Below are 15,092 nucleotides of genomic sequence, written 5' to 3' on the forward strand. Positions count from 1 at the left end.
GTTTCCGCAGAAGTCGTCCGTCGCCTCGTTGGACGCCCCGCAGGCGGGACACTCGCGCATGACGTCACTCCCCTTCGCCGGCGGGCGGTCCGGTGAGGACCTCCACCCGGCACACCGTGTGCACCGGGCACAGGACCCGGACGAGTTCGTGGACCCGGTCCGCCTCGACCATGGCCTGCCGGTCCGGCCACACCCGGACGAGGATCTCGGCGGCCGGAGCGGGCGGCAGTCCGGCACCGGCCGTGCGCGACCAGACCGCGCCGCCGTCCCCGCTGACCTCCGCCCGCACACCGAGGATCAGACGCAGCGCCTCCACCAGACCGCGCTTCGTGCCCCGCCTGCGATGCAGCTCCATCGCCCGGACCGCGGCCTCCCGGCGCAGCTCCACCGGCCAGCGCGGATCGTCGACGCCGCCGACCCAGGAGGCGAGCCAGGCCAGGAAGTCGGCCGGTGCCACCCGCGGGTCCAGGTAGGCGGGCAGGTTGTCGAGCGTGGCGAACACCGGGGCGAGGACCGTGTCGAGGCCGGAGGTGAACCGCTGGGCGAAGTCGTCCTCCGCGTACAGGGCGGGCAGTTGCTCGCCGATGGGGTAGCGGCTGGGCAGCCCGGGGACCGCGGCGCGGCTCATCCGCGGGCCTCCGACTCCGCGGCGGCGACCACCACTTGATGCTGGTACGAGAAGACCAGCGTGGCCGCGTCGATGTCGATGCGTTCGACGGGGGAACCACGCCGGCCCGTGATCGGATCGGCGGCGAACATCCGGATGTCCTCCACCAGTACGTCCCCGACGGCGCGTTGCAGCACGCCGAACACCTCCCCGTACTGCACCGGACGCCCGAACGGCCAGCCGGTGCCGTCGGGGCCGCCGTGCAGCGGGTTGAGGTGACGGAACAGCGCGGCCAGCGCCGCGTCGCGCACCCGGTCCGTGTCCGCGGCCGGTGCGGTGAGCCGGGCCACCACGGTGACGCCCTGGTAGTCCGGCGGTTCCACGACGAGCCGCGTGCCGATCAGCCGACGCTCGTCGAGGGCCCCGGTGATCGTGGCGAGCACCTGGTCGGAGGGGATCAGCTGCTCGAAGCGGAGCCGGTCGCCCTCGTCGGCGACCGCGTCCGGTACCACCAGCACCCGTACCGCGCCCGGCTCGTCGGCGGCGGGCAGGCAGCGGACCCGGCGCACCGAGGGCGCCGCCTGCCGCGCGATGATCTCGTGATCCTCGGCCGTCACCGCTCGCTCCTGCATGCGCAGCGCCTGCGGGGCGCGCAGCTTGGCGTTGTCCACGGTCTCACCCGCGACGCCGCCGCGAGCCGCCTCACGGTTGTCGACCCGGGCGACGTACGGCACGGAGCTGCGCAGCACGTTGATCGCGCCCCGGGCGACGTTGCCCGCCGGACCGCCGCCGGTGCGGTAACGGACCACGCGCACCTGTGCGCCCTTGGGCGGCACGGCACCGCACGCGCGCAGTGTGCCGTCGGCCTCGCGCAGCACGGGAGGAAACGTGAACTCTCCGGTCGTGGCGTTCACCCGGACGTGCCGGTCCTCCGGTCCCGAGCTCCCGAAGTGGTCCACGACGTGCCAGCGCTCCCAGCCTTCGGACGAGGACACCTCCACCACCGGCGGTTCCCCGTCGAGCAGCACCGGCGGGCGGTCCAGGCGGAAGGTCTGCCCCGCCACCCCCTCGGAGGTCCCGAGCGGGACGTCGGTCACCGTCTCGGCGTGCGCGACGGTCATCGTGCCGCCGATGGTGAACACGCTCGCCTCGCGCACCGTGGGCGACTCGGAGTAGAACGGCTGGCCGGGCTCCGCCTCGACGACCCGGCAGCGCAGCCAGCCCGCGCGCGCACCGCCGATCACGGACGCCGTGTGCCCGGCCGGGACGTACACGATGACCTCGCCGGGGCGGTTGAGGCCGCCGGTGGTGTCCTCGCCGGTCTCGCACCGCTGCCAGCGCCCGCCGTCCCACGCCTCCCACACCAGCGGCGGCTGGCGCGGGTCGACGCCGACACCCTCGACACGGCTGTCCAGGCGCACCGCGACCACACAGCGCGGCACCGCCGACGGCAGCCCGAACAACAGCGCGTCACCCGGTTCGGGCGCCGCCTGGAAGCACGGAACGTCGCGGCCCTCGGTGAGGGCGCCGGTCCGGTCGGTCTGCTCACCGCCGCGCGGCGCGGTCACCAGGCGGATCAACTCGCTGGGCACGATGCGGAGTTCGTCCGTGGTGGCGAACACCACGGCGTCCTCGTTCTCCCCGGCCGCGGTCGTCACCTCGGTGCCCGCGGTCAGCGTCACCGTCTCGGGCTGCGGAGCCGACAGCCAGAAGTCGACCTCGGCGCCGGCCGCCGTCGGCGGGAACAGGCTGACGCCCAACAGATCGAGGAACGCCAGGTAGTTCTTGTCCGGGACCCGGTTCAACCGGTACAGCAGCTGGTCCACCAGGTAGGCGAACGTCTCGATCAGGGTGACGCCCGGGTCGGAGACGTTGTGGTCGGTCCACTCGGGCGCGCGCTGCTGCACATACCGCTTCGCCTCGTCGACGAGTTGCTGGAAGCGCCGGTCGTCCAGGTTCGGGGAGGGCAGGACCATCAGTTGCCGACCGCTTCCTCGGCCCCCTCCTCGGAGGGGATCGTGTAGAAGGGAAAGACCAGGTTGCGCCGGTCGTTGGTGGTGCGCACCGTGTAGTGCACGTCGATGTAGAGGGTCCCCGCGTCCACCGAGTCGAAGGCGACGATCACGTCGTCCACCGTGATCCGCGGCTCCCACCGCTCCAGTGCCTCGCGCACCTGCTGGGCGACCCGCCCGGCGGTGTCGCCGTCGCCGGGCGCGAACACGTAGTCGTGGATGCCACAGCCGAACTCGGGCCGCATCGGGCGCTCCCCGGGCGCCGTGCCGAGGACGAGGCGGATGGCCTCCTCGATCTCCCGGCCCCGCTCGACCATGGCGATGCCCCCGGTGGGGCCGACCCGCAGCGGGAACGCCCAGCCGCGCCCGATGAACCGCTCGCTCACAGCGCACCTCCGATCTGCACGTTCATGGCACCCATCACGATCTGCGCGCCGCACGCCGTCTTGTCGCGCATCCGCGCGGCGGGCAGCCCGCCGATGAGGACCGCGCCCCGTACGAGGGCGGCCGGGTCGGGGATGATCACGTTGCCCGGCCCGAGCGCCGCGTGCGGCACGATCGGGCAGACGTGCAGGCTGCCCTCGACGGCGGCGGGAAGGCCGCCGATCAGCACGCTGTTCACCGCCGGGGCCGCCATGGGCGGTGGAGTGGTGATGCGTCCGCCGTGGCTGGTGGGGTCGCCGGTACGGGCTGCGGCTGGCATGGATGGCTCCTCGGGTTCAGGGGGAGACGGCACGGAGGTGACGCGCACCGCGGAGACGAAGGGGGCAACGGGCATGGGCGGGAGCTCAGTTGATCCGGATGAGCTTCGCCTTGAGGATGCCGAGCAGCCCGCCGTCGACGGAGACCTCCGAGCGCCCGGTCACCCCGACCTTGCGGGCGGAGACATCGACGCCGGTCTGTCCCTCGATGTTCACCGTGCGTCCCTTCAGGGTGACGGCCCCCCTGGGGGCGCTCAGGGTGATGTCGTTCTTGTCCATGACGATGGAGGTGCCGACCTGCCCGGGACGCTGGTACACGGTGACCTCGATCCGGTCCCGGCGGTCGTCCAGCCGTACCTCCAGGCGCTTGTCCCCGGTCGCCAGGCGCAGCCCGGACTGCCCGGGCGCCGCCGCGTCCAGCAGTTCCACGCGGTGTCCCGAACGCGACACGAACGAACGGCGATTGACCTTCCCGCTGGTCTTGTCGATCAGCGGCACGTCGTGCTGCGACGGCTTGTCCACTCCGTTGTAGAGGCCGCCGATGACGTACGGACTGTCGAGGAGCCCCTGCTCGAAGCCGACGAGTACCTCGTCGTTGACCTCGGGGCTGACCACACCGCCGCCGCCCTTGCCGCCCCACTGCACCGTGCGCACCCAGTCGGTGACGTACGTGTCGTCCAGCCAGGGGAACTTCATCCGCACCGCGCCGCGTTCCGAACCGTTCGGCTCGCGCACGTCCGTCACCACCCCGATGGCCAGGCCGGGGATGCGCGGGCCGCGGCCGGGCGCGTTGGCGCCGGTCACCAGGCCGGTCAGCGAGCGGTCCGGGCTGGCGCTCACCCACAGCGTCGTCCGGTAGCCACCGTGCGGCTCCAGCACATGCTGCACGGCCGTCGCCGTGTAGCGCCCGGAGAACGCCTTGCCCACATTGCCCAGCGTGACCGGCTTGCCGGCCCGCAGGACCGGATTGCCGGTGCTGACGGCCTCCAGCTCGGCGAAGCCGGAGCTGACCTGCTCGGCCATGGCGCGTGCCACCGCCGTGGTCTCCGCCTGTGTGCGGTACGGAGTGTCGGTGACGGTGAGCTGGGTGGCCTTGCCGAACCGGTTGACGGAGGCGGGGCTGAGGCCAGGCACCACCGTGCCGCTCACCACGGACGGCTGCTCGGCGACCAACGGCCGCTTGGTGGTGACGTCCCAGCCACGCACCTGCACCTTCTGCGCCGCGTCGGCCGTCGACAGCGCGGCCCGCAGCGCCAGCAGGTTCCGGCCGTACTCCAGGACCAGGGGGCTGCGGGTCGCGGGCGTCGACGGCGCGGGCGCACCGGACGCCTTCGACGGCCGGGTGAACTGCAGGACGCCCTTGTCGTCGATGCGCACCTGCGCGCCGCTCTCGCCCGCCAGATACTGCAGGAAGTCCCAGTCGGAGACATTGGCCTGGGACAACTGCTTGTGGGTCACGGCGGGCGCCTCCACCTTGCCGCAGGCGAGACCCGCGGCCGTGGCCACCTTGCGGACGATCGCCGCCGTCGTCATGTTCCGGTACGCCACCACCTTGCGGCCCCGCTGGAGCCGATGGGCCTTGGAGTAGGCCCGTACGACGGTGAAGGTGCCGGTGCTGTCCCGGTCCAGTTCGAGAGCCGTGACCTCACCGTTGAACAGCCGCTCCCGGGCCTGCCCCTTCACGGTCACCACCGACACGCGCAGCGGCGTGCCGATGGTGATGCCGGTCGCGGCGAGGAACTCATGCTGCGGATCCCGGAAGGTGAGCACCGCGGTGTCCGGCAGCCCCACGTTCTCGTCGACCACACAGCTGACCAGTTGCGTCGCCCACACCTGCGGTAGTTCGCCCGGTGCCTCGACGACCGGGTCGGCCGCGAACGACCGGGCCTCGCCTCCCTCGAAACCGCTCACTGTTCCTCCTCGCCCCCGGCGTCCCGCATGCCCGGCACCACCAGCTCGGTGCCGGGCAGGAGTGCCATCGGATCGTCGATGCCGTTCGCCTCGGCGATGGTCCGCCAGGCCGTCGCGTCCCCGTACTCGCGCCAGGCCAGCATCGCCAGGCTGTCGCCCGCCACCACCGTGTGGGTGCTGCGCGCGGTGCGCGCACCCGACGTGGGGTTCTGCCCGGGGGCGTCCACGCTCGCCTCCTCGATGGACAGCGAACAGGTGGCCCGCAGCGGCTTCCCGTCCACGTCGAAGAGCGTGTACGACACCGACAGGCTGGACAGCACCCCGTCGAACGACGTGGTGCGCGCGGTGCCCCACTCGAACCGCACCCAGGGACTGGCGGGTTTCTTGCGCCCCAGGCTCGCCGGAGTGGGCACGCACGCCTTCATCAGCTTCTCCACGGCCTGTTCCACCGAGTTGTCGTGTTTGGCGGTGGCGTCCAGGAACACCTGGAGGCTCAGGGTGCGCGGGCCGCTTCCGACGAACTCCGGCAGCGCGGACTCACCCGCCATCCGGGCCGGGGAGCGGCGCCACTCCGTGGACTTGCGCAGCTCCAGCGTCGACGGGTTGAACTGGAGGTCGAGCCGCGCGATCGTGCCGCCGGGCCGGGCGCCGACCGAGGCCGGCGGCTCCTTAAGGGTGAGCTGGGCCCTGGCCCGGCTGGCGCGGACCGCTGGGGACATGGCGTGCGTTCCTTTCCGGAGCGGCTTGGGCGGTGCTGGAGAGGGTCGAGGAGCAGGCGCGGTGCGTCATCCGAGAGCGGTTCAGGAGGGCACCAGGCCCTCGTGGGCGATCTCCAGGGTCTCCACCGCCGGCTGCGAGCTGGCCGGGTCGAACGACGGCCCCTGCCAGCGCACCGGCACGATGCCGTACACCTGCCAGCTGATGATGCGGCTCAGGTCGGGCCGCAACGCCACGATCTCGCCGTCCTTGGGCTCGACCCGCCGCAGCGTCTCGTCCAGCCAGCGGCCGATCTTCGCCGTGTCGGTCGTCACGGGACGGGTGAGGGTGATGTTCGACCAGGTCACACGGCCGGGCAGCTGCCAGGTGAAGCCGTTGTTGCCGCCCTCGGCGTAACTCTCCATCTCGACCTGGGCGCCCATGCCGGAGCAGGTGTGGAAGGCGCCGAGGTCGTTGCCGCCGATGGCGAGCCGGAAGAACACGCTCGTCGCGAAGATGTTGTCCGTCATGCGTCCGTCGTCCGTTCGTCGTGCTTCCCGTGGTCCCGTGCGGTCGTCGCCTCGTGCGCCCGTGTCCGCGTGCGCGCCCGTCCCTGCCGGCGGTCTCAGCGGCGCCCGTCGAAGGGCCTGCCCGTCCGTTCCCGGCCGCGCCGCAATTCGGTGCGCAGCAGCCGGGACACCGGGTCGAGCAGCCGCCGGGCCAGTTCGTCGAGGTCGGGTCCCTTGTCCTGCGCGGCCGCCGCATCACCCCGGCCGTGACCCGTTCCGCTCCCGGTGGAGGCGGCAGACCCCGTGGCGGCGCCTTGCGCCGGGGTCTCGGTGGTCGCTGCCCCGGATCCTCGGCCGCCGCTCGCGGGCCCGTCCGTGTCGTGCTGGACGACGGGTCGCACCAGGGGTGCCGCCCGGACCGCAGGGGCCTGTGCCGGCAGGTTCACCGGAGCCCTCTGCACGGTGGGCGGCTGTGGCCCGGTCACGGGCAGCGGTGCTCGCGCGCGGGGTCCCGGCACGCTGTGCGACGGCGCGGGCGTGGCCGGGCGTACGACGCGGACGGGCGGGGGCGTGGCGGCAGCGCCCACCGGTGTTCCGGCAGGGCCCATGGACGCGTCGACAGCCCCCACCGGCGTGGCGACAGGGCCCAAGGGCGCGGCGACAGCGCCCACGGGCGTGGCGGTGCCCGGCGGACGGAGGCCCGAGGTACGACGTGCGGAGCGCTGGACGGCCCGGCCGCCCGGCTCCGAGCCGGGGCGGGAAGCCGCGCCCTGCCCCCCGCGGGCACCGTTCGGCGGCGTGGTCTCGCGCGCCCAGCGCGCCGCCACCACGGGGGGCTTGCCGCCGTGGCGCGGGGCGGCGGACACGCCGTCCGCCGCGCGGGTGCTGAGGCCGAGCGGGCGCGCGGACAGGAGCCGCACGGTGGGCGTCGGCGGCGGCGTGCGGGTGCCGCCGGGTGAGGTCCTGCCCTGGGCGGCCACCGCGCGGGCGATGACCAGGGGAGCCGGGCCCTGACGCAGGGCGCCAGGTGGGGTGCCGCCCGACGGACCGGACGGATGCGGTCCGGGCCCGGGCGGCCCGGGACGTTCTGCCCCCGGCGTCGCCGGCCGGGCGCCGGCCCCCGGTGTTCCGGCGGCCGACGGGCTCCCGGTTCCGGCCGGATGGCCGCTCACCGGCACGGGGTCCGGTACCGCGCGCCGCTGTACGAGAGCCCCGGGCGCACCGGCGCCCGACCCCTCCCCGAGGCGTTGCCCACCGGGCACCGGGGACGATCCCGACGCGGACGTGTCCGGTGCGACGGGCTGCCCCAACAGAGGCGCCCGATCACGCTGCCGGGGCGCCCGGTCCGGACGGGGGACGCCGTACGACGTGGGTGCGCCCGCGAAGCGCTGCACGCTGGACCGGCCGTCCTGGCGCGCCGCACGTGCGGGAGGTTCCGCCGTCGGCAGGTCGGCGGTGGACGGCAGTGAGGGAAGAGGCGCTCCCAGGCCGGTCCGTGCGCGTGGGCCGGACGGCCGCTCGGCGCCGCCGCGTGTCGTGCCGGGGCGCACGGAGGGCGTCTCCCGCGCCGTCGCCTCGGCGGCCCGCGAGGCGGTGGGCGCCGTAGGACCGTCGCCGTCGGAGCGCGCCACCGGCCGGTCGCCCGCCCCCTCCGCCCGGCTCTGGACGACAGGCAGCGTGGGCCTGTGTGCCGGGTCCGCGGCCGTGCCGGACGGGCCCATCGGCACCGCCGTCTCCGGGAGCCTGGGCAGCGGAGCGCCCAGCGGCGGACGGGTGCCCTGGCGCTGTGCGACAGAGCCGGCCTCGATCCCGCCCGTCTGCGGCCCACCCGTGTCCGGAGCCTTCACCGGCCTGCCCGAAGCGGCTGTCACGGGCGCTGCGGACCGTACGGCGGGCAGCCGACGCACCGGTCCGTCCGGGCGCCGGGCGACGGTCAGCGGGCGGCCCACGGGGCGCGGGCGGACGGCGCCGTGAACGGCGTGCGTGGCGGCCGAGCCGGCACGGCCGGTTCCGTCGTCCGCTCGGGTGCCGGGGGTTCCTGACGTCTTCGCCGCGGCGCGTGGTGGGGTGGGGCCGGAGGGCACCGCCGGTCCGCGGTCTGTGCGGGAGTCGTCCGGTGACGCGGCCGGTCCGGCGTGGGTCCGTGGCGTCGTCGCCGTGGCGCGGGGCGTCGCGGGGCCGGGAGCGGGGCCGGGATCCCCGGGGGAGGCGGCCCGAGAGGCGCTCTCGCCGGTGTGGCCGCCCAGCACCGCGACTCGGCGCACCAGCGGCAACCGAGGGGGCGCCGGTACGGCGGGAGCGGGGCCACCGCCCTCCGTGCCGGCCCTCTGTACGGCGGGCGTGGAGGGCTTGAGGACGGCCGGAGTCGATTCCGAGGCGAGGCCGCGCTGTCCGTCGGCCGGGGACGTCGTGGAGGAGGGAACGTGCTGTCCGTCGGCCGGGGACCTCGTGGGCGAGGGAGCGTGCTGCCGGTCGGCCCGGGACGCCGTGGACGCGGAGCCGTGCCGTCCGTCGGCCCCGGACGACTGGGATGTGGGGCGGCCGTGCCGTCCGTCGGCCGGTGCTGCGCCGCCCGGTGCCCTGTCGGTGCCGGAAGGGCCGCCCGGGGCAACGGACTCGTCGGCCGCTTCCGCGGTGCTCCGGTTCCCTCCCGGACCACCGGCGCGTGCGCCGCGTGCCTGAGGTCCGCCACTCGGCGGCCCTTCCGTGCCCTCGGAGCCCCGCGAACCGGGCGTGGTCGGCGACCGGTGCGCCGCCTGGGGGCGGCGCTGGACCAGGGGACTCTCTCGCTGCTCACGGGCGACCCCTCCCGGGGTGCGGTCGCCACCGCCCCGGGACGCGTCCTGGCCGGACGACCGGCTCGTACCTGGCTGCGGCCGGACCTCGCCGCCTCGTTCCCGGCGGGGTGAGGGGCCCGACTGGGCTGCTGGAGCCTCGGCCGCGGTCTTCCCGCTGCCGCCGGGCCGGCCCTCGTCCTGTGCACGACGACGGTCCCGCGGCGGGTCCTGCCGTGGTCGCGCCGGCCGGCCGGTGTCCGTGACGGCACCGGATGCGCCCGGGCTCGGCTCGTCGCCCCCCGTGCGGCGCTGGACGTGCGGCAGCGGCTGCCGCGGCTGTGCCACCGTACGTGCCGGTTCCACCGTGGGGGTGCTTTCGTCGCGAGGGGACGCGGCCGGGCGGGCACGGTCGGCGGGACGGGAGGCCGGGGAACGACGCGGTCCCGCAGCAGCCGTCAGTTCGCCACGGGCGCCCGGACGCGCCGAAGCTTCCGGTCCTCCAGCACTGGCCGGACCTCCCCGGCTCGCCGAACTCCTCTCGCCGGCACCCGAGATGTGCTCCTCCCCGTAAGGCGACAGTGCGCGCAACAGCAGCGGTCCGCCCCCGCCGCGCGCGGCCCGGGGGGACGCCGGCGGCCGGGCTACGCCACGGACCACACCGGACGGCGCCGACGGCAGCACGCCGTGGGCCAGTCCCGTGTCGAACGACGGATCACGCCAAGCCGCCAGGCCGGCACGGAAGACCAGGCCGTCGCTGACGGCCAACGGGGCACGCGAGAGGGTGAGGGCCGGGGCGGAGGCGGAGCGCCAGCCGCCGTCCCAGCCGGCCGGCACGGCGGATCCCCGCTCGGTGGCGGACGACCCCCGCTCGGTGGCGGACGTCGCCGGCTCGGCGGCGGGCCGTCCGGCCGGGGTGGCCGCTTCGACGGCACGCCGCGTACGACGCAACCTGTCCCGCCATGCCATGTGCTCAACCGCCTTCGTTCACGCGGGTGTTGATGCGGGCGATCTCGGTGACCCACTGCTGCCGTTCGCCGTGGGTCAGGTCGAGGATCTCCTCGCGGGGCCAGTGGAAGTGGTAGGCGATGTACGCGATCTCTTCCCGCAGCCGGGGGAGGGCGTACGTCACGATTCCCCCAGGCGCCCACCCGAGAGGTCGACCTCGAAGGCGCCCTCGCAGTGCGGGCACGTGACGGCGGCGCGCGTGTGCCCCTCGCTGTTGACGCGCCGGTAGAAGTCCTGGAGGAAGGCCACGTCGGTGGCGTACATCCGCTCCACGACCCCGGCGTGCACGTCCGTGATCGTGCCGATCCGGGTGATCACCTGGCTGAGCAGCACCACGCTCAGGTACGCCGGGTTCTCCTTGACCCGCAGGTCGATCTGGGGCCGCAGCTCGTCGCGGGCCGTGGCCAGGCGCATCGCGCCGTGCCGGTGCACCGTGCCCGCCTCGTCCACGTACCCGCGGGGCAGCTCGAACTCGAACTCGGTGCGCAGCCCGTGCTCCTGACCGGGAGGGGAAGGGGAAGCGGGAGCGGCGGCGGGGGGAAGGGCGGCCCCCGCTCCCGTGTCCGTCGCGGGCGCCGTGACCTGGAGGATCTCCTCCAGGTTGCCCGCGGTCACCGTACGGCGCCTCATTCGACGACGATCTCCTCGAACACGATGGTCACGGTCTCGGTCGCGGCGGAGGACTCGCCCGCCTTGAGCGAGGGCCCCTCCCACTTGGACGCCCAGCCCTGCATCAGCTGGATGCGGCGTACGGTCGCGCCGGTGGAGTCCTTGATCTCGATGGTGAGGTTCTGCCGCGCGGTGTCCACGGCGCCGTTGTTGAGGGTCTCCTTGATCCACTTGGTGAACTCGCTGCTCTGGTCGAGTCCCCGGGTGATGGTGATCTCGCCGGCCTGGCGGGCGCCCGGCTGCTTGCGGATGATCTGCTTGCCCTCGGAGCTGACCTGCCGGACCTCGACGACCTCTTCCTCGACGGTCAGTCCGCTGATCTCCTGGATCGATTCGACCAGGTAACCGCCGAGCTGCACGCCGAAGATATGGGTGGAAAGAGCATCGCCCTCTGCCATGTCTGTCTGTCACCTTTCCTTTGGATCACTCGTCGACGAGGCTGGTGCTGTCGGAGAACTGGGCCAGCCGGAACACCACGAACTCGGCGGGCTTGACGGGCGATACGCCGATCTCGCAGACCACACGGCCCTGGTCGATGGATTCCTGCGGGTTGTTGTCGCGGTCGCACTTCACGTAGAAGGCCTCCGCGGCCGTCCGCCCGAACAGCGCGCCCCGGCGCCACTCCTCGGTGAGGAACGCGCTGATGTTGCGGCGGATGCTCGACCACAGCCGGTCGTCGTTCGGCTCGAACACCACCCACTGGGTGCCCAGGAGGATCGACTCCTCCAGGTAGTTGAACAGCCGGCGCACGTTCAGGTAGCGCCACGCCGGGTCCGAGGACAGGGTGCGGGCGCCCCACACGCGGACACCGCGGCCGGGAAAGGCCCGGATGCAGTTCACGCCGATCGGGTTGAGCAGGTCCTGCTCGCCCTTGCTCAGCCGCAGCTCCAGGTCCACCGCGCCGCGGACGACCTCGTTGGCGGGCGCCTTGTGCACACCCCGCTCGGCGTCGCTGCGCGCCCACAGACCGGCGACATGACCGCTCGGCGGGACCGTGGTGTTGCGCCCGGCGGCCGGATCGAAGACGCGCACCCACGGGTAGTAGAGGGCCGCGTAACGGGAGTCGTAGCCCGCCTCGTCGTTGCGCCAGGTACGCACCTGCTGCGCGGACAGCCCGGGCGGCGAGTCGAGGACCGCGACCCGGTCACCCATCTGCTCGCAGTGCGAGATGACGGCGAGCTGGACGGTGCGCACCCCCTCGGCGTCGATGTCACCGCGCTGGTAGGCGCTCATCAGGTCCGGTACGGCGACCATCGTGATCTCGTCGATGGTCTCCAGGCCGGCGAACCCGGTGCGGGCGCCCGCGTCTCCGACGTACTCGGCCGGGTCGAGGCGGACCACCTCGCCGGACGCGGCGGGGGCGGGCGCGGCCGGGGCGTCGGGCACCGCCACCGTCTGCGCGGCCGGCCGGGTCTGGCTCGCACCGCGCTGCTCGGTGACGTCGATCAGCTTCGAGGAGCGGACCTGGCTGAGCAGATAGCCCTTGACGTTCTTGCGGATCGAGGCGTCGTACGTCTCGGCCACCTGGTCGCCCTGGCGGACCAGGATCCTGAAGCGGTCCTCGGACGGGTTCTCCCCGTCGGGCTCGGCGATCTCCACGGAGACGCCGCTCACGCCGGGCTTGGCCGCGATGAGGAAGCCGCCCACTTCCACCGTCGGCGCCACCGGGCTCTGCCGTGCGGCGCCGCCCTGCGTGGCGGCCGGGGCCGACGCGTCCTCGGCGGAACCGCCGATCCGGACGATGTACGCGGCGCCGCCGCCGTTGGCGAAGTAGCCGTAAACGGCGTGCGGCAGATACGCGCCCTGGGTGAAGCCGCCGAACTGCTGGGTGTACTGGTCCCAGCTGGTGACCAGCGTCGGCTCGTGGAACGGGCCGTTCTCGGCGAAGCCGACGAACGCGGCGACGGCGGTGCCCACACCTTCGATGGGGCGAGCACCGGACTGCACCTCCTCCACGTAAACGCCTGGGGTGAGGTACGTCGGCATGCTCGCTCCTTCACGTTCCTGTGGTCCGGGTCCCCCTCACCCTTTCCTCCGCCCACTGCCGGCCGCAGGGGACTTCGGGCCCTGGCCGGGGGCAGGCGACCTGCCCGCCGGGGCGGTCGCCGCGTACCGCGCGTGCAGGCTCATGGGCCGGTGACCTGGGCGAGGTAGGGACCGAACTCCGCCTCCAGGACCAGCCGGCCGAGCTTGCGGTACTCCTGGGCCACCGCCGTCACCACCTCGCGCATGGCCAGCGGTGCACCGGACTCGGCCGACAGATAGGCGGCGGTCACCGCGCAGGCCCGGATCGAACCGCCCGCCAGCTCGAACCGGTCCGCGCAGAACGTGAGGTCCAGGTCGTCGGCGCGCGGCAGGCGGTCGCCGAGGCAGCGTTCCCACAGGGCCAGGCGCTGTGCCGCATCGGGCACCGGGAAGTCCGCCACGACGTCCAGGCGCCGGGTGAACGCCTCGTCGAGGTTGGCACGGAGATTGGTGGTCAGCACGGCGATGCCGTCGAAGGACTCCATCCGCTGGAGCAGGTACGCCGACTCGATGTTGGCGTGCCGGTCACGTGCGTCCTTCACCTCGGAGCGCTTGCCGAAGATCGCGTCGGCCTCGTCGAACAGCAGGACCGCGTTGACCGCTGACGCCTCGGTGAAGATGCGCTCCAGGTTCTTCTCGGTCTCGCCGATGTACTTGTCGACGACGGTGGACAGATCCACCACGTACAGGTCCATGCCGAGGTCGGCGGCCACGACCTCGGCGGACATGGTCTTGCCGGTGCCCGACCCGCCCGCGAACAGGGCGATGACGCCACGGCCCCGGCCACCGCCGGGCCGCATGCCCCACTGCCCGAGGACCTGGTCGCGGTGGCGGGCACGCACCGCCAGTTCGCGCAGCCCGCGCAGGGTCTGCGGGGGCAGCACGAGGTCGTCCCAGCCCACGGCGGGCTCCACCCGGCGGGCCAGCCGGGCCAGACCCGCTCCGTTCTGTGCCCGCACCGCGGCCCGCAGATCGTCCTGGCCCACCGGCCGGCCCGCCAGCGCCGCCGTGCGCACGGCCGCCTCGGCGGCCCGCCGCAACTGCCCGGAATCCAGGCGGTGCGCGGCCACGGAACGGGCGAGCGCGTCGAAGTCCACCGGTGCCGCGTCCTCGTCGGCGGCCGTCTCCAGCGCGTACCGCCACCGCGCCACCTGCTGCTCGGGAGCGGCGGTGGTCACGGTCAGGGTCACCGGCGTCCGAGCCGCCCAAGCCGGGTCCCAGCCCTGCGAGCCGTGGGTGAACAAGGGGATACCGGACAGCGCCGCGCACACCGTGCGCAGTGCGTGGGCCCGCTCGGACGGCTTGTCCGGCAGCGCCTCCAGCGGGCCGAGGACCACTCCGGCATCCGTCAGTCGTGCCTCGCGGGCAGCGGTGCCCGCCAGCTCGGCCAGTTCGCGGCCGTGCCGGGCCAGTGCCGCCGGGTCGAGGACGAGCGGACGGCGGCCGCACGCGCGCAGGGCCGCGTCGGCGAGACCTTCGGGGGCACCACCGTGGGCCCGCAGGTGCACATGGCCGGTGCCGCCGACGGCCGCCGCGGCGGCCCGCCGGACCAGCGCGGCGTCGACGGCCGGGTCGACGGTGTCCTCGCCGAGCACCTCCCTCAGCCGCGCGTCGGGCGAGGAGACGCCCAGCAGGTGAGCGGTGACCCGGTCGGGTACGGCCAACACGCGCGAGAGCGGAGGCCGTTCCGGCTCCATGACCTCCAGCAGGCCGCCCGCGAGCAGCGGCGCGCCGGGCGAGAGCCGGAACCTGCCCGCGGACACCCCCGAGTGCCCGCACAGTTCGAGAGCGAGTCCGACCGTGGGCCGGCGCCGCGTCAGATCGTCGTTGAGGTAGCCGTAGAGCCGTTCGAAGCGGGCGTCCAGGTCCGGTGCCACGGCAACCAGGAGGAGGTCCACGTCCAGCGGTGACAGTCGGAAGTCCCGGGCGAGCCGGTCGAGGAGCGAGCCGGGCGGCGGGTCGGCGGACGGCAGCGTCGGCAGACCCGGGCCGTCCGGTTCGTCGAGGATCCGCTCGGCCGCCTCGGGAGTGAGGTACTGCCCCCGGTAGGGGTCGTCCGGGTCCGGGTCGACGGCCCGCCGGGCGGCCACGGCCCGGCGCACCCGCTCCTCCACCGTCTGTAGCCGCCGCCACAGGAAGGGGGTGGCCTCCGTCCCGGCCGGTGCCGTGGGCTCCATGAG

General features: G+C 74.1%; 15 protein-coding genes. 2 read left to right on the forward strand and 13 right to left on the reverse strand.

The window, feature by feature from the left end; translation table 11 throughout:
• Window positions 1-64 precede the first annotated feature (64 nt).
• From ACIGYR_RS15655 to ACIGYR_RS15690, 8 genes are all read right to left on the reverse strand, one after another.
• Entirely contained in the window at window positions 65-628 is a 564-nt protein-coding gene (locus ACIGYR_RS15655) for a phage tail protein (RefSeq protein WP_399599516.1), read from the reverse strand.
• Window positions 625-2,583, reverse strand: a complete 1,959-nt coding sequence (locus ACIGYR_RS15660; protein WP_399599519.1) for a putative baseplate assembly protein — start codon at window positions 2,581-2,583, stop codon at window positions 625-627. Before ACIGYR_RS15660 ends, ACIGYR_RS15655 begins: the two co-directional genes overlap by 4 nt.
• Window positions 2,583-3,005, reverse strand: a complete 423-nt coding sequence (locus ACIGYR_RS15665) for a GPW/gp25 family protein (protein WP_399599522.1) — start codon at window positions 3,003-3,005, stop codon at window positions 2,583-2,585. The genes ACIGYR_RS15660 and ACIGYR_RS15665 overlap by 1 nt, the downstream gene beginning before the upstream one ends.
• Window positions 3,002-3,322 (reverse strand): PAAR domain-containing protein, encoded by a 321-nt coding sequence (locus tag ACIGYR_RS15670; RefSeq protein ID WP_391842623.1) that lies wholly within the window; start codon window positions 3,320-3,322, stop codon window positions 3,002-3,004. Before ACIGYR_RS15670 ends, ACIGYR_RS15665 begins: the two co-directional genes overlap by 4 nt.
• 85 nt (window positions 3,323-3,407) lie before the next feature.
• Complete coding sequence (locus ACIGYR_RS15675) at window positions 3,408-5,231, reverse strand: VgrG-related protein (protein ID WP_399599526.1); 1,824 nt, start codon at window positions 5,229-5,231, stop codon at window positions 3,408-3,410.
• Entirely contained in the window at window positions 5,228-5,950 is a 723-nt protein-coding gene (locus ACIGYR_RS15680) for a LysM peptidoglycan-binding domain-containing protein (protein ID WP_391842620.1), read from the reverse strand. The genes ACIGYR_RS15675 and ACIGYR_RS15680 overlap by 4 nt, the downstream gene beginning before the upstream one ends.
• Before the next feature lie 81 nt (window positions 5,951-6,031).
• Window positions 6,032-6,457 carry a phage tail protein gene (locus ACIGYR_RS15685; RefSeq protein ID WP_391842618.1) on the reverse strand — a complete coding sequence of 142 codons (426 nt, stop codon included), beginning with the start codon at window positions 6,455-6,457 and terminating at the stop codon, window positions 6,032-6,034.
• Window positions 6,458-6,552: 95 nt separating this feature from the next.
• Window positions 6,553-6,882: a hypothetical protein gene (locus ACIGYR_RS15690; protein ID WP_399599528.1), complete on the reverse strand. Its 330-nt coding sequence runs from the start codon at window positions 6,880-6,882 to the stop codon at window positions 6,553-6,555.
• A 160-nt stretch (window positions 6,883-7,042) separates the two neighbouring features.
• Here ACIGYR_RS15690 and ACIGYR_RS15695 point away from each other — a divergent pair, with 160 nt between their 5' ends.
• Window positions 7,043-7,450: a hypothetical protein gene (locus ACIGYR_RS15695; protein ID WP_399599531.1), complete on the forward strand. Its 408-nt coding sequence runs from the start codon at window positions 7,043-7,045 to the stop codon at window positions 7,448-7,450.
• Between the two features lie 1,733 nt (window positions 7,451-9,183).
• Window positions 9,184-9,345 carry a hypothetical protein gene (locus tag ACIGYR_RS15700; protein ID WP_391842614.1) on the forward strand — a complete coding sequence of 54 codons (162 nt, stop codon included), beginning with the start codon at window positions 9,184-9,186 and terminating at the stop codon, window positions 9,343-9,345.
• 838 nt (window positions 9,346-10,183) lie between these two features.
• On the opposite strand, the gene ACIGYR_RS15705 is transcribed toward ACIGYR_RS15700, so the two are convergent.
• The 5 genes from ACIGYR_RS15705 to ACIGYR_RS15725 form a co-directional block, all read right to left on the reverse strand.
• On the reverse strand, window positions 10,184-10,342 hold the full coding sequence (locus ACIGYR_RS15705) for a DUF6760 family protein (RefSeq protein WP_237538843.1): 159 nt from the start codon (window positions 10,340-10,342) through the stop codon (window positions 10,184-10,186).
• A complete protein-coding gene (locus ACIGYR_RS15710) occupies window positions 10,339-10,848 on the reverse strand; it encodes a hypothetical protein (protein WP_399599536.1) in 510 nt (169 codons plus the stop codon). The genes ACIGYR_RS15705 and ACIGYR_RS15710 overlap by 4 nt, the downstream gene beginning before the upstream one ends.
• Window positions 10,845-11,285: a phage tail protein gene (locus ACIGYR_RS15715; RefSeq protein WP_391842610.1), complete on the reverse strand. Its 441-nt coding sequence runs from the start codon at window positions 11,283-11,285 to the stop codon at window positions 10,845-10,847. The genes ACIGYR_RS15710 and ACIGYR_RS15715 overlap by 4 nt, the downstream gene beginning before the upstream one ends.
• A gap of 25 nt (window positions 11,286-11,310) precedes the next feature.
• Window positions 11,311-12,873 (reverse strand): phage tail sheath family protein, encoded by a 1,563-nt coding sequence (locus tag ACIGYR_RS15720; RefSeq protein ID WP_399599540.1) that lies wholly within the window; start codon window positions 12,871-12,873, stop codon window positions 11,311-11,313.
• A 140-nt stretch (window positions 12,874-13,013) separates the two neighbouring features.
• The gene (locus tag ACIGYR_RS15725) at window positions 13,014-15,089 is read right to left on the reverse strand and encodes an AAA family ATPase (protein WP_399600230.1); all 2,076 of its coding nucleotides are present in this window, start codon (window positions 15,087-15,089) and stop codon (window positions 13,014-13,016) included.
• Window positions 15,090-15,092 lie beyond the last annotated feature (3 nt).

The organism is Streptomyces sp. NPDC053076, from assembly GCF_044546845.1.
GTDB lineage: Bacteria > Actinomycetota > Actinomycetes > Streptomycetales > Streptomycetaceae > Streptomyces.

What these genes read in the sequence shown, in the direction of transcription:
- ACIGYR_RS15725 (WP_399600230.1), bottom strand. Translation starts at nt 15,089, where the DNA reads ATGGAGCCCACGGCACCGGCCGGGACGGAGGCCACCCCCTTCCTGTGG.
- ACIGYR_RS15655 (WP_399599516.1), bottom strand. Translation starts at nt 628, where the DNA reads ATGAGCCGCGCCGCGGTCCCCGGGCTGCCCAGCCGCTACCCCATCGGC.
- ACIGYR_RS15710 (WP_399599536.1), bottom strand. Translation starts at nt 10,848, where the DNA reads ATGAGGCGCCGTACGGTGACCGCGGGCAACCTGGAGGAGATCCTCCAG.
- ACIGYR_RS15685 (WP_391842618.1), bottom strand. Translation starts at nt 6,457, where the DNA reads ATGACGGACAACATCTTCGCGACGAGCGTGTTCTTCCGGCTCGCCATC.
- ACIGYR_RS15660 (WP_399599519.1), bottom strand. Translation starts at nt 2,583, where the DNA reads ATGGTCCTGCCCTCCCCGAACCTGGACGACCGGCGCTTCCAGCAACTC.
- ACIGYR_RS15695 (WP_399599531.1), top strand. Translation starts at nt 7,043, where the DNA reads ATGGACGCGTCGACAGCCCCCACCGGCGTGGCGACAGGGCCCAAGGGC.
- ACIGYR_RS15670 (WP_391842623.1), bottom strand. Translation starts at nt 3,322, where the DNA reads ATGCCAGCCGCAGCCCGTACCGGCGACCCCACCAGCCACGGCGGACGC.
- ACIGYR_RS15715 (WP_391842610.1), bottom strand. Translation starts at nt 11,285, where the DNA reads ATGGCAGAGGGCGATGCTCTTTCCACCCATATCTTCGGCGTGCAGCTC.
- ACIGYR_RS15720 (WP_399599540.1), bottom strand. Translation starts at nt 12,873, where the DNA reads ATGCCGACGTACCTCACCCCAGGCGTTTACGTGGAGGAGGTGCAGTCC.
- ACIGYR_RS15680 (WP_391842620.1), bottom strand. Translation starts at nt 5,950, where the DNA reads ATGTCCCCAGCGGTCCGCGCCAGCCGGGCCAGGGCCCAGCTCACCCTT.